General features: G+C 70.3%; 11 protein-coding genes. 6 read left to right on the forward strand and 5 right to left on the reverse strand.

Annotated features, from left to right (window positions below):
• The first annotated feature begins 3,534 nt into the window (after positions 1–3,534).
• Together LNW73_RS30280 and LNW73_RS30285 are read left to right on the forward strand one after the other, a co-directional pair.
• Complete coding sequence (locus tag LNW73_RS30280; RefSeq protein ID WP_250992099.1) at positions 3,535–14,358, forward strand: nucleotidyl transferase AbiEii/AbiGii toxin family protein; 10,824 nt, start codon at positions 3,535–3,537, stop codon at positions 14,356–14,358.
• A gap of 222 nt (positions 14,359–14,580) precedes the next feature.
• Complete coding sequence (locus LNW73_RS30285) at positions 14,581–15,060, forward strand: hypothetical protein (protein ID WP_250992100.1); 480 nt, start codon at positions 14,581–14,583, stop codon at positions 15,058–15,060.
• Between the two features lie 24 nt (positions 15,061–15,084).
• On the opposite strand, the gene LNW73_RS30290 is transcribed toward LNW73_RS30285, so the two are convergent.
• Both LNW73_RS30290 and LNW73_RS30295 read right to left on the reverse strand, forming a co-directional pair.
• Positions 15,085–15,966 (reverse strand): diacylglycerol/lipid kinase family protein, encoded by an 882-nt coding sequence (locus LNW73_RS30290; RefSeq protein ID WP_250992101.1) that lies wholly within the window; start codon positions 15,964–15,966, stop codon positions 15,085–15,087.
• Between the two features lie 31 nt (positions 15,967–15,997).
• A complete protein-coding gene (locus LNW73_RS30295) occupies positions 15,998–17,593 on the reverse strand; it encodes an FAD-binding oxidoreductase (protein WP_250993084.1) in 1,596 nt (531 codons plus the stop codon).
• Between the two features lie 74 nt (positions 17,594–17,667).
• On the opposite strand from LNW73_RS30295, the gene LNW73_RS30300 reads away from it, so the two are divergent.
• Both LNW73_RS30300 and LNW73_RS30305 read left to right on the forward strand, forming a co-directional pair.
• Positions 17,668–18,267 (forward strand): TetR/AcrR family transcriptional regulator, encoded by a 600-nt coding sequence (locus LNW73_RS30300; RefSeq protein ID WP_250992102.1) that lies wholly within the window; start codon positions 17,668–17,670, stop codon positions 18,265–18,267.
• A complete protein-coding gene (locus LNW73_RS30305) occupies positions 18,264–19,865 on the forward strand; it encodes a glycerol-3-phosphate dehydrogenase/oxidase (RefSeq protein WP_250992103.1) in 1,602 nt (533 codons plus the stop codon). Before LNW73_RS30300 ends, LNW73_RS30305 begins: the two co-directional genes overlap by 4 nt.
• Before the next feature lie 665 nt (positions 19,866–20,530).
• On the opposite strand, the gene LNW73_RS30310 is transcribed toward LNW73_RS30305, so the two are convergent.
• Positions 20,531–21,229 carry a TetR/AcrR family transcriptional regulator gene (locus LNW73_RS30310; RefSeq protein ID WP_250992104.1) on the reverse strand — a complete coding sequence of 233 codons (699 nt, stop codon included), beginning with the start codon at positions 21,227–21,229 and terminating at the stop codon, positions 20,531–20,533.
• Positions 21,230–21,354: 125 nt separating this feature from the next.
• Here LNW73_RS30310 and LNW73_RS30315 point away from each other — a divergent pair, with 125 nt between their 5' ends.
• Complete coding sequence (locus LNW73_RS30315) at positions 21,355–22,017, forward strand: O-methyltransferase (protein WP_250992105.1); 663 nt, start codon at positions 21,355–21,357, stop codon at positions 22,015–22,017.
• A gap of 177 nt (positions 22,018–22,194) precedes the next feature.
• Entirely contained in the window at positions 22,195–23,532 is a 1,338-nt protein-coding gene (locus LNW73_RS30320; RefSeq protein WP_250992106.1) for an MFS transporter, read from the forward strand.
• Between the two features lie 102 nt (positions 23,533–23,634).
• Here the strand turns inward: LNW73_RS30320 and LNW73_RS30325 are convergent, their stop codons facing one another.
• Together LNW73_RS30325 and LNW73_RS30330 are read right to left on the reverse strand one after the other, a co-directional pair.
• Positions 23,635–24,918: an MFS transporter gene (locus LNW73_RS30325; protein ID WP_250992107.1), complete on the reverse strand. Its 1,284-nt coding sequence runs from the start codon at positions 24,916–24,918 to the stop codon at positions 23,635–23,637.
• A gap of 83 nt (positions 24,919–25,001) precedes the next feature.
• A complete protein-coding gene (locus LNW73_RS30330; protein ID WP_250974520.1) occupies positions 25,002–25,499 on the reverse strand; it encodes a GNAT family N-acetyltransferase in 498 nt (165 codons plus the stop codon).

The following is a 25,499-nucleotide window of genomic DNA, read 5'->3' on the forward strand; positions in this document are numbered from 1 at the left end:
CGTTTCGCGGTTCCTGGCCGGTGACGAAGAATCCGCCTCACGACCGCCGGTGGCATCCGGCCCGTCGGCCTCCGCCGTGACGCCCGACCCCCATCGGGTCGACGCCGGTGGCGCGGGCGGCAGGGTCACCGAGCAGGACCTGATCCGCACCTCCGAGGTGCTGGCACCCGCGACCAGCACCAGCAGCACCCTGACCAGGGAGCAGCGGCTTGGTGCCGGGGCGCTTCTGAAGGTGCACGACGACCTCTTCCCTGAGGCGGGCCCTCGCAACGACTCCACCGTGCGGGCGCTGCGGGAACTGGAGACCTTCATGCGCGCCAGGTACCCCGCGATGGACGGGTTCCTCACCGGGGGCTGGCTCTCCGCTCTGACCCACGAGCTGCTCGGCCTGCACCCGCTTGAGCACGCCACGCCTCAGGACCTCCGGGCAGTTGTCGAGGCGGTGGCGGGCGTCGAGGAACCGGGACCCGTCGAATGGGATCGGCTGGTCGCCGCGTTGGCGCCACGACGGCCCGAGGCCATCCTCCCGGTCGAGCCCATCGCCGATCCCGCTCCCACCGCCCAACCCCAACCCGATGTCGCTGCCACGCCCGTACCGCCGGTGACGACCGGGAAGTCGCATCTCCCGGGCAAGCTGCTGGGCCAGGACGAGAAGTCCCAGGTCGGAATCGCCTTCGGCAGATCCAGGAGCAAGCCGCCGGCGGACGCGATCGTCGATGACTTGACGACGTACGACTGGTACTGGCCGCGCCAGAAGGAGACGGAGCCGGAGAAGGGCGGGATGGCCCCCGCCAAGCCCGCACCGGTGAAGCTCACCAAGCACACCCGCGACCTGAGCGAGATCTCGAAGGCGCCGCTGTTCCTGGTCGTTCTTCCCAAGAGTGCCCACGAGGAGTTCATCGCGGAGGACGTGGCCGAGGCGGTGCGGGTCTCTCCCGCGGTGGCCGCATTGCCGGCCGATCACCAACTCCTTCTTCTCGGTTCGCGCGAACTGGCCGACAGCCTGGAGTTTCCGCGGGCGATGGCCAAGGCCACCGGGCGGACCGTGTGGATCAACACCGCGTCGTCCACGGTGACGGATCAGCGCATTCGAGTAGAGGCGAAGAAGAAGGCGGGGGCGGAACACGGCTTCTGGATCCGAGAGGTTCCCCCGCTTCCGGGCCAGTCGGTGCCGGCGGCCGAGACGGCTCCCCAGACGATGGCGTTGCCGCGTATCGCGACCATGACGGTCAAGAAGGGGGACGACGGCCGGTGGGCCGATACCAACGTTCCGGGATCGGTGGACGATGAAGACCTCTTCACGCAGACGGCCGTCTTCCCGTGGAACAGGCAGTCGGGCGGCCGGTTCTACTACGAGGAGTCCCGCGAGCGGGGTTTCGAGGTCACTCGCCGTGGCTTCGACGCCACCAAGCCGCATTTCCAGTATCTGCCCACCAACTACACACTGCCGGAACCCGGGGTGGAGACCTCGGTCGAACTGGCCCCCGACCTCGATTCGATCGCGCTGGTTCCGTGGGATGTGACGCAGCCGATCTACACGGTCTTCACCCATGCCACGCACCTGGCCGCGTGGATGCCGACCACGGAGGAGGCGGAGGAGGGGAAGTACCAGCAGAAGCACGTCAACGTGCCGGGCACGTCGCTCGGTGCGGCGCTGCGCCGCAGGCCGAGCTTGCAGCGGATGCCTCCGCGGGCGCAGATTCTTCTGATGGCGTGCCAGGCCGGGGCCAGAGGTGTTCACGGCCAGGTGGTCGCCCAGCAGGTGGCCGATGAGACCCAGCACGTGGTGTGGGCGTCCACGACGACGATCTGCCTTTTCAACGGCCGTCAGGACATTTCCATCGGCATCATCCGCAATGAGCACGGGACAACGGGCCGCTGGGTGAAGTTCGTTCCAGGAGGTACGTCCGAAACGGAGCTGGGATCGCACGCTCCGCCGAAGGTGAAGCCCGTGGAATCGGCCAAGGCCAAGGCGAAAAAGGTCAAGAACAAGGCGAAGGTCGAGGACGTACCGGGTGTGCGGAGGTTCGCCGCGGAACCGGTCTCCACGATGACGGAGCCGACGGCACCTGTCGCACCCGCAGAACCGACCGCGCCTGCCGAACCGACCGCGCCTGCCGAACCGACCGCGCCTGCCGAACCGACCGCGCCCGCCGAACCGACCGCGCCTGCCGAACCGACCGCGCCTGCCGAACCGACCGCGCCTGCCGAACCGACCGCGCCCGCCGAAGCGATCGCAACGTCCGCGACAGCCGACCCCGGCAAGGTGGCCGCCGGCGGCGTGGGCGGCAGGGTCACCGAGCTGAAGCTGCGCGCGATCGCCGAGACACTGACGAAGGACACGACGTCGACCGAGGAGAAGTCGTCGTCGACGGAATCCGCTCCGTCGCGGAAGGAGCTGCTCGATGCCGGAGCGCTCCTGAAGCTGCACGACGACCTCTACCCGGAAGAGGGCGACCTCGCTCTCAAGGTGCCGGCGCTCCAGAAACTGGAAACCCTCGCACACACCAGATATCCCGTGATGAAGGCCCGCCTGACCGGCGGCTGGCTGTCGGCTCTGACGCACGAACTGCTCGTCCTGCAGGCTCACCAGCACGCCACACCAGCGGAGATCCGTGCGGTCGTCGACGCAGTGGCGGCCGTCGACGGACCCGTCGTCTGGGACGAGCTGTCGGAGAAGCTGGTCTCGCAACGGCGCCCTGTCGCCACGCCGGACTCTGCCACCGTGCCGGACGGTCTTGCCGCCGTCCCGGACGGCCCTGCCACCGTCACGGAGTCCGACGCCTCGGAGTCGGGCGGCCTCACGCCCGCGCCCATCCCTGCGCCCGCCTCCGCGCCGAAGGTGGAACCCAGGAAGCCGCATCTTTCCGGCCCGTTGACAGGTGCCGACGGCACGACCGTGGTCGGAATCGCCTTCGGTAAGAACAAGGGCAAGCCTCCGGTAGCCGCGGTCGTCGGCGACCTGACGACGTACGAGTGGCACTGGCCGCGCCAGAAGGAGACGGAACCGGAGAAGGGCGGGAAGGCCGCCGCCAAGCCTGCACCGGTGAAGCTCACCAGGCACACCCGCGACCTGAGCGAGATCTCGAAGGCGCCGCTGTTCCTTGTGGTCCTTCCCAAGAACGCCCACGAGGACTTCATCGCGGAGGAACTGGCCGAGGCGGTGCGGGCCGATCCGACGGTGGGGGGACTGACCGCCGATCACCAGCTCCTCCTCCTCGGTCCCAGCCGCATGGCCGAGACCCTGGAGCTTCCGCGCGCCATCGCCAGGGCCACGGGGCGGACCGTGTGGACCAGCACGGTGACGTCCGGCGTGGTGAAGGGTCGCATTCGAGTCGAAGCGGAAGAGAAGGCGGACGGGGAGCACGGCTACTGGATCCGTGAGGTTCCGCAGGAGTCCGGCGACGAGCCGGAGACCGAGGGCTTCAGCCTGCCGAGCGTCGCCACCATGGTTGTCGAGAAGAAGGACGGCCGGCGGGTCGACTCGGGGTCAAGGGCTCCGTCGACGACGAGGACCTCGACAGTCAGGCCCTGGTGTTCCCGTGGAACCAGCAGTCGGGCGGGCGGGTCTTCTACTCGGACTCCCGCACCCGGAGCTTCGAGCGCACGCGCAGCGGGTTCGACGCCACCAGTCCGCATTTCCAGTACCTTCCCCTCGACTACGAGAAGGTCGAGGACTCCGACTACTCGAGCGACATGACGCCCGACATCGATTCCATCGCGCTGGTTCCCTGGGACGTGACGAAGCCCATCTACACGGTCTTCACCCATGCCACGCATCTGGCCGCTTGGATGCCGACACGCGATGCGGTGGAGGGGGACGAGCCGCTGGTGCACAAACACCTGCCGGGTACGTCCCTCGGAACGTTGCTGAGCCGCCGGCCGAGCCTGCGGCGCTTGCCGCCGGAGGGCCAGATCCTGCTGTGCGCCTGCCAGGCCGGTGCCAGAGGGGCCGACGGCAGCGTGGTCGCCCAGCAGGTGGCCGATCGGACCAACCACGTGGTGTGGGCCTCCACGACGTCGATCTACATCTTCCACAACCGGCCCGACGTGCCCTTGAGCATTCTCCGCAACGAAGACGGCACACGGGGCCGCTGGGTCAAGTTCGTCCCGGGGGGAACTCCGGAGACGGAGCAGGGCTCCTACCCGCCGGTGAAGGTGCAGCCTCCAGCCGTCGTCGCGCCCGAACCGAAGACGAAGGGCCAGAAGAAGAAGGAGGTCAAACCCCGCAAATCGAGGGCCGGCGAGACGTCGACGTCGGTGGAGACGTCGGTGGAGACAGGGTTGGAGACGGAACAGGAAGCCTTCGAGATACCCGCCCGGACCCCGTCGTCCGCTCCGTTCAAAACCTCCAGCAGTGCGGCCTCGACCGCGGAGGGCTCGCACTCGGAGGAGGGGGCACCCGCCGACCCCGCCGCTTCCCAGCGGGAGAAGGCGGCTGCCGCTGCCGAGGCGCGGATCGCCGCTGAGCTGAACGATCCGGCTGCTCGAGCCCGTGCACAGGTCCGGGTTGATGAACAGCGGCAGGCGGCGGAAAGGGAGACGAAGCGGCGGGCCTGGGCCGACGCCATGGACAAGGCGCGGCTCGTCGCCCGGCTGGAGGTCGCCCAGCAGGCGGAGCGGCGGGCCGCCGAGGAGAACGCCCGGCGGGAACAGGAGCAGGCCGCACTGGCCGCGGCCGATCCCGCCGGGCTGTACGAACCCCAGGGCGTGCCGCAGGAGTTCGCGAGCGACCACCGCTTCGACCTCGACCCGAAGTCTCCCCGGAATCGCATCCCGTTCCCGGGCCACACCCCGTGGGAGACGACCCAGGAGGCAGCTGTCGGCGAAGCGGGTGACACCGGCCCGTCAGTATCCGCATCCGAAGCCGCATCAGTAGCCGCGTCCGAAGCTGCATCCGAAGGGACGGACGAGCCCGCCGAGCCCGACGAGGCGCCCCGGATCCCCGCGCAGGACAAGGGGAAGGGAAGGGCGACCGACCAGGGCGACGCCGTCGTTGAGCAGCCTGAGCAGCCGTTTCCCCGCTACAACCGTGCCGATTACGAACCGGCCGGCGACGCCGACCTCGGCGGCCCCAGCGGGACCAGCGGAGTCAGCCCGTCGGCCGAGCAAGCGAAACCCGCAGAACCCGCAGAACCCGCAGAACCCGCTAAGTCCGTCGAGTCCGTCGAGCCCACGCAGACCGTCGAGCAGCCGCCGGCCGCTTCCCTCGCGGCTCCGGCCCCGCCCGCTCCGTCCCTGCCGGCCGGTCCGCTGCCGGCCGGGCTGGCCCGGTTCGGGCTGACCGAGGTGAAGGACGTCGCCCAGGCGGACCTGGACGCGGTTCTGGCGTCGATCAGGAGAGCTCTGCCCGCGTCGCTCTCCCATCACGCCGACGTGGACGGCCTCTTCCACATCGCCCTCTCCGAGAAGGGGTTCAAGGAGATCTTCGAGGCTGCGCGCGGGGACGGCTGGGCCGTCACCGTCGGTGCCGGGCCGGACGCCCACGAGGCCGTGGTCAAGGTCGAGCTGACCAACGGGACGGGTCAGGACGGTGCCGAGGCGAGCAAGGTCGCACGGAGCCAGGGGGACAGCAAGACCGGCGCCGTCGACCAGAGCGACAAGGCCAATGAACGCCCCGAACTGACGATCGTTCAGGTTCCGCTCACCTTCGGCCAGGGCACCGACGCGGCGCTGCGGACCATCAGTCCCACCGTCAACGTCAAGGGGCTGATCAGTACGGTCGCCCGCGAGTCCACGGCGAACCGTGCGGTCCAGCAGTCGCGCGCCAGCAACAGCACCGGATACTGGCACCCGGTCGCCTTCGACTCTGCCTGGCAGGTCACCGTGCGCCCGGCCGCCGGCACCGGGACCTCCGCGACGTTGAGCGGTACCCCGGGCGGCCTCGTCCTCAAGGTCCCCGCCCACGTGGTCACGGCCGCGGCCCGGGCGGAGGAACTGATCCGGGCTGCGGAGACGGCAGGCTCCGGCGCGGGAGCCGGAACCGGAGCCGGAACCACGGCCGTGGCAGGAGCACCCCAGCCGATGCGGCTGCCGCCGCTCCATGTGCCCGAGTACGTCAGCACCGGCGACGGACGCCTGCTGCGGGACGTACTCGCCTTGCTGCCACCGGAGTTCAGGGTGGTCGGCAGCGGCGCCTACGAGACGCTGCGGGACTTCCTCAGCAGGCCGAACATGGAGGCCTCCTTCGAGCAGCTCGTCAACGAGCGGCTGATGTCGCCGACCCTGGAGGCCGCGACCCTCCTGGGGGCCAGCCGGGCCGTGGTGCGCGTGCGGGCCAGGCTGGACGCTCCTCAGCTGCTCGGTCCCACCGATGACGTGTCGCTGGACAACGGGACCAATCTCGGCACCGAGAACAAGACCGCCACCGGCGCCACACACTCCGTTGCCGTCTCTGTCGGAGCCACGTTCGGGTGGCTGGTCAAGCAGTTCGAAGGGAAGAAGGGGAGCGGCAGTTACGACGGCGTGGGCGCCAGCGTGAACCTGGCGGCGGGCGCGAAGGACACGCACACGTCGACCATCACCACCGGCGTGAACGCGGAGCAGACGCTCGGCTACTCGGGCACCACCCACCTGTACAGCGGCCGGATCACCTACGACGTCACCGTGGCGGTCGAGGGCGGGGGCGAACGCACCACCGTGGTACCCGTCGACCGGGGCGTCCGGGTGCGGGTTCCCGACCCGGGCTCCCCGCTGGGCGTTCACCCCGCTGACGCGTACGAGCGGCAGGGGCCGGCACGGCACCTGGCCGCCGACGGCCTCCGGGCCGGAACCGTGCTGTGGGCGGGTGGGTCGCAGGACGTCATGGACTCCATCGCCCAGCGGCTCAGGCTCAGGTTGGAGAGTGAAGGGCAGCAGTTCAAGGAGACCGCCAACGCACTCCGGAACCTGACGACGGCGTTGTCGCAGTCGGGCATGCAGGGCGTGTTCTGGGGCGGCGATTCCCTGCTGCTGAAGGTCCACACCCGGCGGACCCCGTACCCGCATCCGGAATACGTGCAGGTCATGATCCGGCCGCGCGCCACCGGTCCCGCGCTCTTCCGCGGAACGAGCAACAGCCTCGAGGTGACCAGCAGCGCGAAGAGCAGCGGAAAGCTGGAGGGGAAGCAGGCGCAGACCCGGTCGCTGGAGGTTGGGGCGGATCTGTCCGTCACCTTCGGCCTGGGGACCGCCACACCGCTGCGCGCACTGGTCCCCAAGGTGGCGGGCAAGGGCACCTACGAGTGGGAGAAGGCGACCACCGCCACGACGAGCGTCGGGCGTACCCAGCAGACGGTGGGCCCCAAGGAAGCCGCCGTGTTCCTGGTCCCGGTCGAGTACGAGATCACGATCCGCCACCAGTCCGGCGCGCTGGAGCCGGTGCCATCGGTGCCCGCACAGGTACAGGTGCTGGTCCCGATCGATCTGGCCCCGGAGGGTGAGAGCACCCGTCCGGTCGCCGGGACGGATGTCAGGAGGAACGCCGGATCGCTGACCACCGTGGCGCACGAGCAGCCGACGGTGCCCAACGGGGCGCGGACGGTGGAACTGCCCGGCTTCCACGCCGTACTGCGGGTGAACGGGGTGGACCCGCTGCCGGAGGGCGTCCGACAGGTCCTGCTGGCCAGCGCCACTCACGAGGAGCCGGCCCCCGCACCCCGGCCGACCCGGTCCGCCCGGCCGTACGAACGGGCGATGGCCTACCTCGCCCAGGTGTCGGCGGCGCTGCCGCTCGGCCCCCCGGTGGCCGGCGGATACGCCACGATCGCCTCGCAGCAGGTGGAGTCGGCGTTCAACGAGGACACGGTACGAGCCAACTTCCAGCGGATCCTGCACGACGGCTACGGGACCGGGCCGGTCTTCCGTTACGGGCGGATGACCGACGGGATGGACCAGGCACGGCTCGGCGGGGCGCTGAGCAACCCGCGCATCGTGGGCCGTGGACAGGTCGAGCTGAAGAACACCACCACCGGCGGGAACGCGGTCAAGACCGCTGCGAAGTCCGGCTCTTCGCGTGAAGTCGGGCTCGCCTTCGGCTTCTCGGTGGCGGTGCAGCGGTGGACGGTCACTCCGGGTGTGGGCGCCAAGCCGTACACGGCGAAGTCCTTCCGCACCAGCGCGCTGGATTCCGGCACCGGTCAGGAGAGTGCGGTGACCTACACCGGCCCCGGGTTGTTGGTGAGCCTCGATGTGACCTACCTGATCAGTGGGAACAGCGGGTCGCGGAACGTCGTCACGGACGTACTCGGCGGGTTCGTGGGACCGGTCGTCCGCAAGCAGCTCCATGTGCCGGGCGGGGTGCAGGTGTGGATTCGCGAGCAGGACGCGGCTCAGTGCTTCCACCTGAATCCGGACGGCACTCCACTGACCGCGACCTCGCCGGTGACGGTGCCGTTGACGGCGGCGGGTACCGGCGGGTCGTCCACCGGGGCGGTCTCGCCGCCGACCCAGGAGACGCTGGATCCGCCCCCTTACTACCGGTCTCTCCGGACGGCGGCCCCGACGCCTGCCACCACCACCTCCCCGGCCGTGTCGAGCGGGTACTCCTTGGGTGACTCGGACCTCGGTCCCGTCGATCCCCGCCCGGTGGTAAGGCAGTTGCGGGAGGCCCTCGGCAGGCTCCCGAACACCTGGCTGACGGGTTCGGCCGCCGCCCGCACCCGTGCCCGGCTGGAACAGCAGATGATGCTGCTCGCCTCTCCCGAGGGGCTGGGCGGCCTGTTCGACGTGCTGACCGGTGGCGGACTCTCGGTGCACGAGTACGACGACGGCCCCTTCGGCCGCTACCAGCTCCAGGTGCTGGTGAAGGCGGAACTGTCCAACCCCCGCCACGTAGCTCCCCAGGTGACGGAAGGCACCAGCTCGGCCGAGATCACCTCGAACGCCACCACCGGTCAGGAGGACATCGCGGAGAGCTCCCGGGGCGCGGAGGCCTCGGTCGGCCTCACCTTCTCCAACAGCCTCCAGACCAAGGACTTCGCCCGCGCCGGCGGCAGTGGAGCCGACGCGAAGTACGTCCGCGAGCGGGGGCTGACGGCGACCGGGAGCAAGACCGGCAAGACCGGTTCGACCAGCAAGCACGGAGCCGCCGGAACGGCGTCGTGGGTGCACGATGTCACCTGGAGCGTCAGCGTGCGCCGGGTCCAGGGCTGGGGCAGGCTTCCCCAGCTCGCCACCCTGGGGGTCTCACAACTGGCGGGCCGCGGGGGAGTGTGGCGCCATGCGCCACGTTTCCCCGTCGCGGACGGAGTGCGTTCCACGACGCCCGCGGACGACTCCGTCGCGCATCTCGGTACCGTCCCGGCGACGGTCACGGTCACGGTGCCGCCGCCGGAGGACTTCGTCCTGCCTGCTAACAGCCGGGTCCTCACGTACCACTTGCCGCCCGCCGTGTGGGTGGCGGTGGAAGGCCTGCTGCCGGCCACACTCACCGCGCCGTGGACCGACCATGTGCTGCGCAGCCAGCTGAACTCCACGGCGTTGGCAGCACAGTTGCAGCGTGATCCGCAGGCCGTGTACCGGATCGGCGGCCTGGCCGGCGAGCCCGGCGTGGTCAGCCTGCTGCGGGAGATCCAGGTGCGGACCCAGCTGCGGAACCCCCGCGTGGTGTCCTCCAGCGAGACGCTGACCCTGGCCGGCAAGACCGAGACCGCCGGCGGGGACAAGGTCAAGGTGACCGGATCCCAGGGCGTCAACGCCGGGTTGCAGGGCACCGCCACCTTCCAGGTCGCCACCGTCACCGAGGTGGGCAACGGCCCCGGCGGCGCGGACACCTGGACGCCGTCGGTGGCGCTCCCGCCGTACAAGACCGACTTCACGAGGGAGGCCACCTCCGAGGCATCGGCGAAGAAGAAGGGGAGCAGCAGCGGCGAAGGCCGTACCTACCTGATCCAGGCGGACGCCTCGATCTCCCTCACCGGCCTGGGCAACTGGTGGGGCCGCGGCGGCGAAAGGAACGCCGTCGTCCCCGGCGGAGTCTTCTTCCGCACCGATGAGGAGGGCGCCCGCGAACTGGGGCTGCTGCCACCGGTGGTTCCCGAACCAGTGGTCGCTGAGCCGGTCGTTCCCGAGCCGGTCGTCCCTGTGCCTGTGGTTGTCGAGCCGGTAGTGGTGGTCGAACCGGTTGTTCCCGTGCCGGAGGAGCGCGCCCCGGAGCCGGTCATCACACCGCCGGTTGCAGAACCGGTGGTCGTCCCGCCGGTCGTGCACGTAGCGCCGACCGTCAACGTGCCGACCGTCAACGAGCCCGCCGTCAACGTACCGGCCGCCAGGCAGCAGGGCGTGCGGCCGGAGGACGCCCGGAACTTCCACGGCCCCGTCACCGCCACGGACGACAGCTCGGACATTCCCCTCCAGGACCTGGCGCCCAGGGGCAGTACGTCGGCCCCTGTCCGCCCCGCCCGCCCGGCCCGTTCGACCCTCCCCCCGGCCGCCTTCGGACCCGTACCGTCGGGCGCGCGGAGTACCCTCGGCGTCCCCGTGCCGCCGCTGCTGGCGCCCGGGGAATGGGCCGACGTCCGGCGCTTCGCGGAACCCGCGCTGATGGTCACCGAGCGGTTCGATCCGGAGCTGGCAGGCCAGGCGGGGACGGGGCCGATCGGTGGCCCCACGCTGCCCGGCCGCTATGCGTCCCGGCAGCGCGAGCTGCGCTGGCTCCAGGGCCAGGAGACCACGATCACGTACGACCTGCGGCACTTCGAGGTGCGGCCGGGGCAGTGGGTACGCGAGTTCACCTTGCGGCTGCACCTCGAGCCGTACCAGGGCACGACGCTGACCGACACCGGGCGCACGGAGCTGTGGAACGCGGCGACGGCCGCGGTCGACCGGTACTTCAACGGCAGGTTCCGGCTGCCGGGCGGGGCGCAGGTGCATCTGAACCTGGAACTGTCCGGCACGGCCGAAGGTGCGCACCGGACGATCCAGGTGCGCCCCGGCGACGGCACGAGCAACCAGCTGGTCTGGTTCGCGCAGAGCTCGGCGGGGGTGCTGCTGCACGAGTTGCTGCACTTCCTGGGGCTTCCGGACGAGTACGCCGACGCGTTGATGGCGCTGCGCCAGGAGTCGCGGACGAGCCGGTTCGCGGATGACCAGGGGGTCATGGGAGAGTCCGCCAACGCGGCGGCCTTCGCGGTACTGGACCGGCATCTCCAGAGGATCGAGGCGGTGTCGCAGTCCGGTCCCGTGGTGCGGGATCTGTCCCACACCCGCTATCTGGAACTGCTGGCGGGCGACCACACAGCCCCGGATCGGACTCCGGACCACTCCGCCGCCGCAGGCAGCCCCACCGACGACGGACCGGTCCACATCCCGACCTCGGCGCCGTCGAAGGCGAAGCCCGTCGGCAAATGGAAAGCCGTGATGCGACGGAAGGACCAGGCGGACTGGCAGGGGATCGTGGACCTCCTGCGGCCCCCGCTCCCCGCGGAGTCGAGCACGGCCACGGCGGGCGCCGGTCCCGGCACGGTGAACAAGAGTCCGATCCCCTTGACCCTGTCCATCGGCGACCCGCGGGTGTCCGGCGACACCGTGCTCGGTCACCTGAAGCGGCGGATCGGTGAGCAACTGGCACCGGAGGGCGGCCCGGTCACCCCGCCGAGCTTCACGCTGACGGGGGACAAGGTCCCGACAGTGTGGAAGGCCGGACTCCATGAGGTGCAGCTCTTCGTACCGGCGAGGGACGTGCCGGAGGAGGTACCGACCCCGCTTACAGGCCAGGCGAACGTGTTGGTCACTTTCCACGTGACGATCGAGCTGCCGGTCGCGGAGGGATCCGCGAGCACCGCCTCCCCGGACACGGCGACGACCACCGTCGTGCCGCCCGAACCCAGCGACGAGCAGAAGCTGGTGGTGGGACGGGAGTTCAGCGAGGTCATGCAGCAGGTGACACCGAGCTTCTTCCTCTCCGGCGGTGCCGCAGTGAAGGTCATGTTCGGCAGCCCCCGGCCGATCGCGGATCTCGACTTCCGTCTCAACGACCGGGACCTGTCACCGAGGAATCTGCTGGAGGACATCAACGCCCGGCTCGTGGAGGATGTCCGCTTCACCGGAACGTTCGCCGTGGATGCCAAGGACAAGCAGGCCATCACCGGGGTCATCAACGGTGTGGAGATCACGGTCGGACCGAACAGGACCGTGGTGTACGAGCCGGGCACGGTGATGGAGGGCATACCCGTCCCGAGCATCGCGGACATGGTCTCCGACAAGGCACACGCGCTGGCCGACCGCCAGGGCGAAAAGGTGTACAAGGATCTGTTTGATCTGCTGTGGTCGGTCAAGGGCCTTCCGCAGGGCGGTGCCGTGTTGCTCAGTGAGCTCGGCGATCGACGCGGCGACGCGCACGCCGGTCGGCAAGGCATCGCCGTGGGCGCTGCCGGCCGGGTACAGCTCCTCAACGCCTTCAAGTGGAAGCTGCAGACCCTCACCAGCGGTACCAAGATCGGCTTCCTGAAGAATCATTGGAGCACGTTCGGTTCGGAGGTTGAACTGAAGGAACTGATCACGACGTTGAAGGTGCTGCTGAAAGCGCTGAAGGTCCCCGAGACCCCGGACCCCAGCAAACACCGTCTGATCGTGATGGCCGGCAACTTCACCGGGGACATGTTCGGGGTGTCCGCGGCGCTCCTGGTCAACCCCCATCTGCATGTGGCCGTGGTGTCCGGGGGCACCGTCACCGATCAGGTGAGCGGATTCCTGCGGGATTCGCTCGGCGGCGGCGCGAGCCGGGTACACGTCATCACGGACGCCCAACCGCACGACCTCTACCGGCGAGCCACCGACAACCGAGGTGACAGGCCGGTGCCCGAGGAGTTGCCGTACGGAGATGCCGTGCCGGCGATTCCCCACGGTCTGCGAAATCCCAGGTTCCAGGACCCGGTGTCCAGGGCGACCGGGCAACTGGCGGACAGCTGGGCGCAGACGAGCAGGGAGGCGGTCCGCCGCGCCTGGGGGATGAGCTCCACCGCGCAGGACACCGCTGTCGAGGGATTTCTTCAGACGGCCGGGGTACCCACGCGTGGCACGTTCGTCATGCTGTGGACCCGGTTCAGCGGCAAGAAGGGCGGCCCCCACCCCCAACATGACACCAGCATCACGGGGATTCGGCAGCTGATCACCGAGCTGCCCTCCCATGTGCAGGTGGTGCTGGTCGGTGACAAGGATCGGAACGCGGTCAAATTCCAGCAGATGGCGACCAATGCCACGCGCGTCCACGACCTGACCGAGTTCTGGAGCAGCGATGAGTGGCTCGCCGGATTCCCTGATGGTGGTCGAACCCATCAGTTCCAGCTCTTCGACTATCTGCACCGCATGAACCCGCAAGGGGTGCGGCACCTGGGCTTCCGGAGCGGAAACCTGGAGATCTACGCCCTGCTCGGACACCACGTCCGTTACCTGGAGGAGGAGGGCAACGGCCAGGCCACGCGGATGACGCGCCTGGAGAGCATCGGTTACAAGCGCCTTGAGGTGTCGAAGCCCCCGAGCCTCACCGGTCAGTTCATCGTGATGAAGGAGCGGGAGAAGAACGGCAGGGGCGCGGAGACGAAGCTTCCCTGGCGCGTGACCGGTCCGCAGGCGGTCGGTCAGCAGTGGAAGACACCCGGCTGGAAGCAGCTGAAGTGGGTCGAGCTGGAGACGGTCCAGCTCAACGACCGGACGCTGCGCGGCTTCGCGCCCACGGATCTGACCAGGATCATCGATGAGCTCACGCGCCCTGCGGAGCCCACTCCCTCGCGCCCCTCGAAGCCCCCTCGGGTTGCCGCCGCACCGGTGGGCACGCCTTCACAGGCACCTCCGCGGGCGCCCGCTCCCGCACTCGTCCCCGAACCCGTCCCCGAAGAACCCCAACCCGAACGCGAACCCGCACCCGACCTCGTATCAGTGCCCCTGATCCAGAACCGCGCGCTGCTGCGGGGGCGTCTGCAGGTACTCGACTGGATCACCGACGATCCACTCACCGGGCGGGGCCACCGAGGCTCCGGCCGGGGGCAGTTGCGCTACGGACGGGGCACCCTCGACGCCGGCGGGCTGACCGGGGACCATCCCGTCCGGACCCTGCTCGATCCGTCGGCGGGTGGCGCGGGCAGGCCGCCGGAGGTCATGTCGGTGACCGGCATGGTGTGGGACGGCGACGGCGACCGGTCGGCAGCGGCCGTACGGGCCCTGCTCCAGGACGTCGCACGGATCGCGCGCACCGGCAACGTCGACACCGTCCTGGTCGGAACCGATCCGGGGACCGGCGAACAACTGCTGGAACCGCTCGGTTTCCATCCGCTGGACCCCGCCCGGACCCTCTGGCAGGGCTCAGCGGACCACCTCCAGCACGCCCTGACAGCAGTGCCCACCGACCTGATCGTGGACGACTGCGCCTCCGACACCCGCTGACGGCCGGGGCCGGGGCTCCGGCCCCGGCCCGCAGGCCGTCCCGCTCGCACTTCATGAGTCGTCGCACCGTGGACCTTCCGTCCGACGATGGGCCGAGTGCCGATCGACATGACAGATGTCATAGCCTGACCACGACGAACATCTCTGGTGTGCACATCACGCCCTGAACCAGAATCGTGCCTCGTAAGGCACACGGATTCCAACGTTCGGGGGACAGTCGTCATGAGCAGCATCACCGACCCACACGACGCGGCCACGCCTTCCGAGGCCACGCCCTCGGAGGCGGGGACCGCGGCGGACGCGGCCGGGCTCGCCGGGATCAGGCCGCTGCCGGTCTGGTTCTTCGCTTCCGAGGGCATCGCGGCCGGAGCCTGGGACTTCCTCAAGGCCGACTCCGACTCATGGATGATTCTCGCCGTGCTGGCCGCGATCAACATCGTCATCGGCGTCACGGTCTTCGCCAAACGCCGCAAGCTCCTCAAGGCCATGCTGAAGAACAACCACACCCGCGCCATCTTCATCGGCCTGGTCGCCCTGCGCCTGGGACTGCACGTGGCCTTGAACCTTGTCGGCGCCCCGATCACCACCGTCGCCGGGCACTGGGCCATGGCGGCACTGATGACCACGACCACCGTCGGCCTGCTGTGGTTCGACCAGCGGACGTGCTTCCGTGCCCTCGGTCTGACCCCCGCCCGGTCCTGAACGACAGTTCCGGGACGGGACCCGTCAGCACAGGACGCGAAGCGCTCCGGGTTGCACCCTTGCCGTCATGGGGAGGACGTTGTCGACCTCGCCGTCCGCCCCGTAGGGGATCTCGCGGTCCGCCTCGATGCGGACTTCCTTGCCACGGAGGACCTCTATCTCCGGGCGGTTGATGTGTGCGCCGGTCTTCAGTTCGTTCATGATGGTGAAGAAGAGGCGCTTGGGTGCTTCACGGATGATGACGACGTCCAGCAGTCCGTTGTCGAGGCGGGCGTCCGGGGCGATGAGGCGACCGAAGCCGTAGTAGGCGGAGTTGGCCGCCACGACCGTGTAGCCGCGCCGCTCCCGCGAGACGCCGTCCATGGTGATCCTGAAGTCGGCGGCCCACCAGGTGGCCACCGCGCGCAGCCCGCCCGCGTAGTAGGAAGCGGAACCTCGCAGGAGGCGTGAGGTGTTGGCGTGACGGTTGGCCAACGCGTCGACGCCCGCGTAGACGCTGCCCAGGACGACGGTTCGGGTGTGGGCCGCCGAGTCGACCGCGATGGTGTCGATCCGTCGCGGTGTGCCCTTCAGGAGCAGTTTGGCCAGAGCGGGCGGCTCGTTGGGAAGGCCGAGGGCGCGGGCGAAGTCGTTGCCGCGGCCGGCGGGGACGATTCCGAGGACGGCTTCGGTGCCGCTGAGGGCGCCGCCGACACAGCCCACTATGCCGTCGCCGCCGACGGCGAGGACGATGTGCCCCTGCTCGGCCGCCTTCAGCGCGATCTCCCGGGCGTGTTCCAAGCTGTTGCTGTACTGCGTGTCGAGCTGCGCTCCCGCTTGCCGGAGCAGACGGGCCAGCGGGAGCAGGGCCGCTGTTCCGGTGGCTCCCCCGGCCGAGGGGTTGACGACCGCTGTGAACTGTCGCATGAAGGTGCCTCCGAAAGGCATGAGTGACCAGTCAGCGGATGGGGAGCAGGATGCCGGGGTTGAGGATTCCCGCGGGGTCGAGGGCCGCCTTGACGGCTTGCAGGACGCCCACCCCGAGCGGGCCGATCTCCTGGGCGTACCAGTTGCGATGATCGGTCCCCACGCCGTGGTGATGAGTGATGGTGCCGCCGGCGGCGAGGATGGCGTCGTTGGCGGCGCGCTTGGCGGGCGCCCAGTGGGCGACCGGATCCTCCCCCTGGGCCGAGACGACGGTGAAGTAGAGGGATGCGCCGGTCTCGTAGACGTGGGAGATGTGGCACATGACCAGGGGCGGGGTTCCGGCCTCGGTCAGGGTGACGGTGAGCGCCTGGCGTACGGCTTCGTAGAGCGCCGGGATGCGGGACCAGAAGGCGGCGGTCTCCAGGGTCTCGGCGAACGCGCCCGCGTCGAGCAGCGAGTCGCGGAGATAGGGCGCGTTGTATCGGCCGTGGGCCCACTTCTCACCGGCCGCGTCCACGAGTTCACCTCCGCAGGCGCGCAGGACGGCGGTTGCCCGGGCCCGCCTGTTCTCCGTGTCCTCGGCGGTGCCCTCGTACCCGGCGATGGCCATGACGCCGGCCGGCTGGGGGGCTGCCGACTCTCCGCCGATGCTGTCCGGCTGAGCCAGCCCGACGAAGGTCTCCGTCTCGTCCGAGAGGCGCAGCACGGTGGGGAGCGGGCCGTCCTGGGCGAGTCGGCGCAGTGCGGTCGCCCCGGCCTCGAAGGTGGGGAATCGCCAGCCCTCGTAGACCTTGGTCGTGGGCAGCGGCCGGATGCGTACGGTCACCGCGGTGATGACGCCGAACGCGCCCTCGGAACCCAGGATCAGCTGGCGGAGGTCCGGACCGGCGGCGGACCGGGGCGCACGGCCCACCTCCAGGGTGCCTTCCGGAGTGGCCACCGTCAGCCCGAGCACCATCTCGTCGAAACGGCCGTAGCCGGCCGAAGCCTGCCCGCTGGAGCGGGCCGCCGCGAATCCACCGATGGTCGCCCACTCGTACGACTGCGGGAAATGCCCCAGGGTGAAACCGTGTGCGGCGAGCAGGGCCTCCGCCTGAGGTGCGCGGAGCCCGGACTGCAGGGTCGCGGTGCGGGAGACCTCGTCGACGGAGACCAGGCTGTCGAGACGGCGCAGGTCCAGCGCGACGAAGGGGCCCGGCCCGGTAGGAGCGAGTCCGCCGACCACCGATGTGCCGCCGCCGAAGGGAACCACCGCCACGCCGTGCTCGGCGCAGATCCGCAAGACGTCGAGGACGTCCTGGTGGGATCCCGGCAGCAGCACGGCGTCCGGTATGTCGTCGACCTCGCCGGCGCGGATCCGCAGGAGGTCGGGGGTGGACTTGCCGCGCGTGTGCCGGATCCGGGCCTCCGCGTCGGTCCGCAGACGGGCCGGGTCGCCGAGGCATTCGGCGAGGGCTCGGCGGGTCTCGGCGCCGAGGCCGGTTTCGGGCACGACGATGTCGCCGAGCTCGGCCGCCCCGGCGCTCCGGGGCTTGACGCCGAGCAGGTCTCGCAGCAGGCCGAGCACTGAATCGGGCAGCGGCGCCGCCTTGGCCGGGTCGCCCCAGCCGCTCCACAACATGTCCACCATCAGGGCTTCCTTACCGATCGGATCCGCGGGCGCTGTGTTCTGCGGCCCCCGCTGGTATTACACTGTGACAGATGACGCCCATTCGTCACAAGCACTCGGACGGCAACGCCGTACTCGACGCCGCACGCGACTGCGTTCTCGCCGTCGGCGTCCGCCGGACCACCCTGACCGACGTGGCCCGGCGTGCCGGGGTCTCGCGCATGACGCTGTACCGCAAGTGGCCGGACGTACGGACTCTCGTGGGAGACCTGATGACCCGCGAGTGGGTCGCCGTCGCACGGGACGCCCTGCCCGGGCACGACCCCACGGCTCCCGCCCTCGTGCGGCTGGTCGAAGGTCTGACGGCCGGCGTGCGGGCGTTCCGCGCCCATCCGCTCTTCCACAAGATCATCGATGTCGATCCCGAACTGCTGCTCCCCTATGTGCTCGACCGCCGGGGGGCCAGTCAGGACGCACTGCTGGAGCTCCTCGTCGCGGCCCTGCGGGAAGGGCACGCCGACGGATCCGTCCGTGCGGACCACCCCGTCCGGCAGGCCCGTTCCCTGCTGCTCATCGCCCAGGCCTTCACGCTTTCGCTGCGCACGATGTCCGACGAGACCGACCCCGACCTGACCGCGGCAGCTTTCGACGATGAACTGCGGATGATCCTGGAGAGGACCCTCACGCCATGAGCCCCCACCCGCTGCCCCGTCCGGCCCGAGCCTCTTCCTCTCTGAACGCCGGGCGCCGGTCCCGGGAACTGGCCGAGGTCGCCGCCGGCCTGAAGGTCGACGTCCTGGTCGTCGGGCTCGGCGCGACCGGCGCCGGCGTCGCCCTCGACGCGGCGTCCCGCGGTCTGTCGGTGGCCGCGATCGACGCCCACGATCTCGCTTTCGGAACCTCCCGATGGAGCTCGAAGCTGATCCACGGCGGCTTGCGCTACCTCGCCTCCGGCCAACTGGACGTGGCCTACGAGAGCGCGGTCGAGCGGGGGGTGCTGATGGAGCGCACCGCCCCGCACCTGGTCCACGCCCAGCCCTTCGTGCTGCCGCTGACCCCGTTGGTCACGCGGCGGCAGGCCGCACTGACCTGGGCCGGATTCACGGCGGGCGACCTGCTCCGCGTATCGGCCGGCACCTCCCGCCGCACCCTGCCCGGCCCCCGCAGGCTGTCCGCGGTGGAGACCCGGCATCTCGCCCCCGGTCTGCGCCAGTCCGGGCTGCGGGGCGGGCTCCTGTCCTGGGACGGCCAACTCAGCGACGACGCCCGGTTGGTGACCGCTCTCGCCCGCACCGCCGCGACCCGTGGCGCCAGGATCCTGACCCGGGTCCGTGCGCTGGAGCTCACCGGCGCCGGAGCCAGGGTGCGTGACGAACTGACCGGTGAGGAAACGCAGATACGGGCCCGCGCCGTGATCAACGCGACCGGAGTGTGGGCCGGCGGTCTCGTCGAGGAAGTACGGCTGCGCCCGTCCCGCGGCACCCATCTCGTGCTGCGGCCCCAGGATCTCGGCCTGATGGCGGCCGGGATGCACATCCCGATCCCCGGTGAGAGCAACCGCTTCGCCCTCGTGCTGCCGCAGGGCGACGGACGGGTCTACGTCGGACTGACCGACGAGCCCATCGAGGGACCGGTCCCGGATGTCCCGGAAGTCCCCGAGACGGACATCGGCTTCCTGCTCGATGTCCTGGGATCAGCTCTCGAGGTGTCCCTCGACCGTACGCACGTGGTGGGCGCGTTCGCCGGCCTGCGTCCGCTGCTCGACATCGTCACTCCGGAGACGGGCTCCCACGGACCGGATCGCACCGCCGACATCTCCCGTAGGCACGCGGTTCTGACCTCGCCTCAGGGCGTCACGACGATCGTCGGCGGCAAGCTCACGACCTACCGGCGGATGGCCCAGGACGCGGTGGACGCCGCCGTCACCACACGCCGCCTCGCCGCCGGACCGTGTCGCACCACCTCCATTCCGCTGGTCGGAGCCGCGCCGCCGCGAACCCTGACCACGCTCGACGCACCCGCCCGCCTGATCGGGCGCTACGGAGTCGAGGCACCGGCCGTGCACGCCCTGGGCGCCGCGGACCCCGCGCTCCGCACCCCCGTCGCCCCCGGCCACACCGTCACAGCGGCCGAGTTGCTCTGGGCGGTGCTCCACGAAGGAGCACTGGACACGTCCGACCTCCTGGACCGTCGTACTCGCACCGGCCTCGTTCCCTCCGACCGGGAGGCGGCGATGGGCGCGGCGCACGAAGCACTCGCCAGGGGCAGCGCGTCGGAGCTCCCCACCTGAGGGTCGGTCACCAGGGGCCCGGTCGTGGATTCATGCGCAAGTGCCGCGGACCGGCGCGCACACGAGGGCAGTGCCCGGCCGATTTGTGGCGACTACCATGAGAGACGAGTCGGTCACATGAGGTAACGGAGGCGTGATGCTGGGTCTGGTTCCCGGAGCGAAGACCGGGTCGGGGGTGCGCACCCTGGGGCTCGACGAGATCACCTCGCGGCCCACGGTTCTCAAGTGCATGGGCCGCAGCTACAGTGCCGCACGGTCCGGCGGTGCGGTGGTCATCCAGGACGTCACCGACATCACGCATCCGCTCCCGATGGGCAGGGCCGAACCCCGCTCGGGAAGCCTGTGGAGCGTCCATACTCCCCGAGGCCGGCTGGCCGCCCGCACCGATGAGACCCTGCAGGCGATCGCGGCGCTGAGGGAAGCCAACTGGCCGCCCCGTGACCCCTGCCCGCAAGGGGGCGGGGGCCGGGAACCGTCTAGGGCCTGTCCGGTCGATCATGGGCGGCCCAGGCGTCGTCTGGTGCGGTGCCTCGCAAGGCGCCGGAGCGCCCGCATACCGGTTGTATTCGGGCGCTTCGGCAACGCCGCGAGGGGCCGTGCCAGGCGGCGAAGGGGCCGTTCGTGATCGGCCGGACAGGCCCTAGCGGAGGCCGTGTTCTGCGGCCTCAGCCCGTGCTGTCCGCGCGCCCCGCGCGGTGCAGGAACGCGTCCACGAGCCGGTCGGTGAAGTCGCGGCCGATCGGTTCGCCAGTGACCAGGAAGCGGTAGTAGACGGGGCCCACGAGTTGGTCCGTCTCGGCCGCGACGTCCAGGCCGGCGGGCAGGTCGCCGCGGTCCACGGCGCGGTCCAGCGGGAGGCGGTCACGGCGGCGCTGCTCGTCCAGATACCGGGCCTGGAGGTCGGCGGCGAAGACCGGGTCGAGGTGCGCCTGGGCCATCAGGGCCTTGAGGACGGCTCCGGAATCGGACCGGCCGAGGAACGCGGCCAGCCAGCCCAGGTGGTCGCGTAGATCGCGGGCGACGTCGCCGTGGTCGGGCGGGGCGGGTTCCTCGGCCACGTCCTGGAGGAAGGCCTCCATGAGGATGTCGGTCTTGGTGTTCCACCAGCGGTAGATCGTCTGTTTGGCCACGCCGGCGCGCGCCGCGATGCCTTCCACCGTGACGCCCGCGAACCCCTTCTCGGCGAGCAGGCCGTCGACGGCCTCCAGTACCGACTCCCGGGCCTTCGCGCTCCGTCCGTGACGGTTCCCGTGGTGGTCCCGGCCCGCGCCGCGGGGGGCGGTGTCCGCTGCGGCGCCCTTCGCGACACCGCCCGCCGGATCACTGCCCGCCACGTCAGTGCCCGCCACGTCATTGCTCGTCACGACGGTGCCCTCCTCGGCGGTGCTCTCCTCGGCGGTCCCCGCCGAACCTGCTGTGCCGCCTGTGCTTCGCCCCAGCATAGACCTACCCCCTAGACGCAACGCAACGGTGCGTCTAGTCTAGAGCAATGACTTCCACCAACACCCTTACCGACCCCCGTGTCGAAACCGCCCTCCGCCGCATGTTCGCGGACGCCGCGCGGGACGACGCGACCGTGGCCCGCATCATGGCCGGGCGGCCCGCCGACCGCGGATGGCAGACACCGCAGGAGCACGCCGACGCCGTGGCCGAGGTCTACATGCCGATCTCCGCAGCGGGTGGCCAACTGCTCTACAACCTGGTCAGGGCGATCCGGCCGGCCACCGTCGTCGAATTCGGCATGTCCTTCGGGATCTCCACGCTGTACCTGGCGGCCGCCGTGCGGGACAACGGCACCGGGCGCGTCGTCACCACGGAACTGAGCGAGGCCAAGATCGCCGCAGCGCGCCGCACCTTCTCCGGGACCGGCCTGGAGGACGTGGTGACGGTGCTGGCGGGAGACGCCCGCGACACCCTCGGCGGGCTCGGCGTCCCCGCCGACTTCGTCCTGCTCGACGGCTGGAAGGACCTCTGCCTGCCCGTACTGCGGGTCCTGGAACCGCACTTGAAGCCCGGCACCCTCGTCGTGGCCGACGACGTCGACCTGCCCGCCCTGGGCCCGTACCTGGAGTACGTGCGCACCCCGGCGAACGGCTACCAGAGCGTGACCTTCCCCGTCGAGGACGGCATGGAGATCAGCTGCCGCCTCTGAACGGCGGTTGAGCGGACGACCACCGGGGCGATAGCCGCCGGTGGCACCCCGCTGTCATCATCCCGTCCCACGAGCCGGATCATGTTCCCGGCCGGCGGAATCGCCGAAAACCCCGAGAGGAGGAGACCGAGGTTGTGTGCCGCCTGCGGAATCCCCACCCACATATCCGAGCCTGAAGTGACCGCGCCCGACGCGGAACTCGCCGCACCCTCGGGTGTCGCACCACCACCGGCGAACACGTCCCGCCGGTTCGCCGCACTGCGCAACCGTGACTGCCGGCCCTATCTCCTCGGCTCGATGCTGGCGATGATGGCCGACAACATCGAACACGTCATCACGTACTGGGTGCTCTGGCAGACGTTCCACTCACCGGTGCTGACCGGCTTTCAGGTGATCAGCCACTGGGTGCCCTTCCTGCTGCTCTCGATGTGGTTCGGCGCGCTGGCCGACCGCTACGACTGCCGCCGCGTCATCCAGGTGGCCCAGGTGGTGTTCATGGGCGTCTCCGCAGCCTGGGGGATCCTGTTCCTCACCGGCTCGCTGCACATGTGGGAGGCCTGCGTGCTGCTCGTCCTGCACGGCCTGGCCGGATCACTGTGGGGGCCGGGTGAGCAGTTGATGCTCCACGACTTCGTGGGCCCGTCGGAACTGCCCAGTGCGGTACGCCTGAACGCGACGTTCCGCAGCCTGGGTGTGCTGTTCGGGCCGGTGATCGGGTCGGCGTTGCTGCTGGGGCTCGGCCCGACCGCCGGCATCTTCGCCAACATCGCCTTCTACCTGCCGCTCACGCTCTTCCTCTTCCGCACCAAGTTCACCGGCCACACCCGGGACCGGCACAGCCGTCCCCGGGTCGGAGCCCTGGAATCACTGCGGGTGCTGCGGGAGGTCGGATCCAACCCCACCCTGGTCAGCATGATCGTCCTGGCCGGCCTGGGCTCCTTCTTCGTCGGTTCGTCCATGCAGTCCTCGATGCCGATCTTCGCCCACGACCTGGGCGCCGGCGCCGTGGGCACCGCCTACGGTGTCCTGCTCTTCGCCAACGGCGCCGGCGGGGTCATCGGCGGCATCGTGCTGGAGGCCACCGGCTGGGTCAGGCCGCATGTGGCCGCCGCCGTCCTCAGTACCGCCCTCTACGGCGTGACCAGCATCTTCTTCGCGCTCACCACCAGCTACCCACTCGCACTGGCGCTCCTGTTGGTCGGCGGCGTCGCCAACCTGGCCTCGATGTCGATCGGCCAGACCGTCGTTCAACTGCTCGCACCGGCCGCCGACCGCGGCCGGGTCCTCGGCGTCTACGGGATGTCCGCGAACGGCTTGCGCGCCGGCAGCGGCTTCACCGTCGGCCTCCTGGGCGCCGTCATCGGCGTCCGAACGTCGCTCGCGTACAGCGCGACCGCGCTGTGCGTCGGCACAGCCGCCGCCGGACTCCACGCACTGCGCGGAGCGCGCCGACCGGGTGGAAGCGGAAGCGGAACCGTGCTGGAGGACCACCGCGAGACGGCGCCAGGTTCCTGACTTCTCCGGTCAGCCGTCAGCCGTCAGCCGTCAGCCGTCAGCCGTCAGCCGTCAGCCGTCGGCCGCGTGGACCGTCAGCCGTCAGCCGTCAGTGGTGGCCGGTCAGCGGTCAGCGGTCAGGGTGCCGGGTGGTTGCGCGGCGGGAGTCGGTTGGGCGGGGACCAGGGCGGGCCAGCGGATCCGGGTGGCGCACAGGGAGACCAGGACCGCCGAGACGGCGATGGCGCCCATGCCCCACGTCAGACTGCTGCCGCTCGCGATGAAGCCGATCACGGGCGGTCCGGCCAGCAGGCCGATCGTCCCCATCGCGGCGACCAGGGCCAGGGCGTCCGGCCCCTGCCGGGCCGCGGCAACGTAGACGCAGGGCGTGACGGCCGCGACGCCCAGGCCCACGCAGGCGAACCCCAGCAGCGCGGGGAACACACCGCCGGCCACCAGGGCGACCGCCAGGCCGGCCCCCGCGAGCGCGCTCCCGGCCACGACGATCCGTCCGTCGCCCCAGCGGGCGCGCCAGCCGTCGGCGAAGATCCGGGCGAGCACCATCATTCCGGAGACCACGGCGATCCCCAGCGGTGTCACCCGCGGCCCCGCTTCGGCGATGTCCTTCAGGTAGAGGGAGGACCAGTCGTTCATCGCACCCTCGGTCACGGTGCCGAACACCATGGCGAGGCCCATCCAGATGGTCACCCGCGTCGGCAGGACCAGCCGGCGCTTCGGCCGCTCTGCCGGCTCCGTCTGCTCCGCCTGCTCGGACGCGGAGTCCGCCTCCTGCTCCGGAGTGGAGTTCAGCGTGGCGTCGGGCGCGGACTCCACCTGCTGGTCCTGCGGCAGCAGCCCGGACTGCGTCAGGCCCACCGCGAGCAGCAACAGCAGGGCGGCCGCCGTGAAATGCACCGCCAGGGACGAGGTGAACAGGTTCACGCCGACGGCGAGCAGCGCGGCGGAGAGCGAACCCGCGCTGAACGTGGCATGGAACCTGGCCATCACGGTCCGTCCGTACTCGACTTCGAGCGCGGCTCCCTGCGCGTTCATCGCGACGTTGAGGAAGCCCACCGCCACGCCGTCGAGGCAGATGACCAGCAGGGTGACCGGGTAGTTCGGCAGCACCGCCAGGACCAGCAGGATCAGGCCCAGGACCAGGGCGGACAGCAGCGACAACAGCCGGGAGCCCAGCCGCTTCATCGCCGGCGGAACCAGCGGGAACGAGATCACCGCCCCCGCACCGCCTGCCATCAGCAGCAGGCCGACCTGCGCCGCGCTCAGGTCGAGGTGCGTCTTCAGCGTGGGCAGCCGCGAGACCCAGGTGGCGTACTGGAACCCGAGGAAGAGGAACAGCGCCGCGATGGCCAACTGCGCTCTGCGGAAGGGGTCGTGCATGCGAAACATGTGTGAATCAGCCTACTTCGTCCGACGATGGTGATCCGCGCGGCGGATCCGCTGGGTACTGCTGTCCCGGTCCGGGGCGCGCTCTACAGCGCCTTGGACATGTAGACGGCCTCCGTGCCGTAGCTCTCGGGGAGGCCGACCTCCGCATGGGCGGCGTAACCGAGGCGACGCCAGAGGACATGGCTGCGCTGGACGGCCACCATGGAGATCCGGTCGAAGCCCTGCGACCGCGCCTCCTGCTCGATCTGCCGCACGAAGTGGGGCGACAGCCCCCTGGCGCGGAGTGCCTCGGTGATCACGAAATCGTGCGCGTGCAGATTCGCCGACCTGTGGTCGGACGCCTCGGTCAGCGTGAGGTCCGGGCACTGGCCCGGCGGATAGGGGAGGGCGAGCAGATAGCCCCCGAACTGCCCTTCGTGCTCCAGGACGAAGCAGGTGGCCGGTGATACGCGGCCCCTGGACCGCAGCACCTCCGGTCCTTCGGACAGGCCGCTCGCGGCGTAGGCGCGCGCTTCCAGCGCCACGACCTCGTCCCAGTCGGTGTCGGCCAGCCGGCGGAGGCGGATGGTGTCGTCGGCCAC

This window comes from Streptomyces sp. RKAG337 (assembly GCF_023701715.1).
In the GTDB taxonomy this organism is placed as follows: domain Bacteria; phylum Actinomycetota; class Actinomycetes; order Streptomycetales; family Streptomycetaceae; genus Actinacidiphila.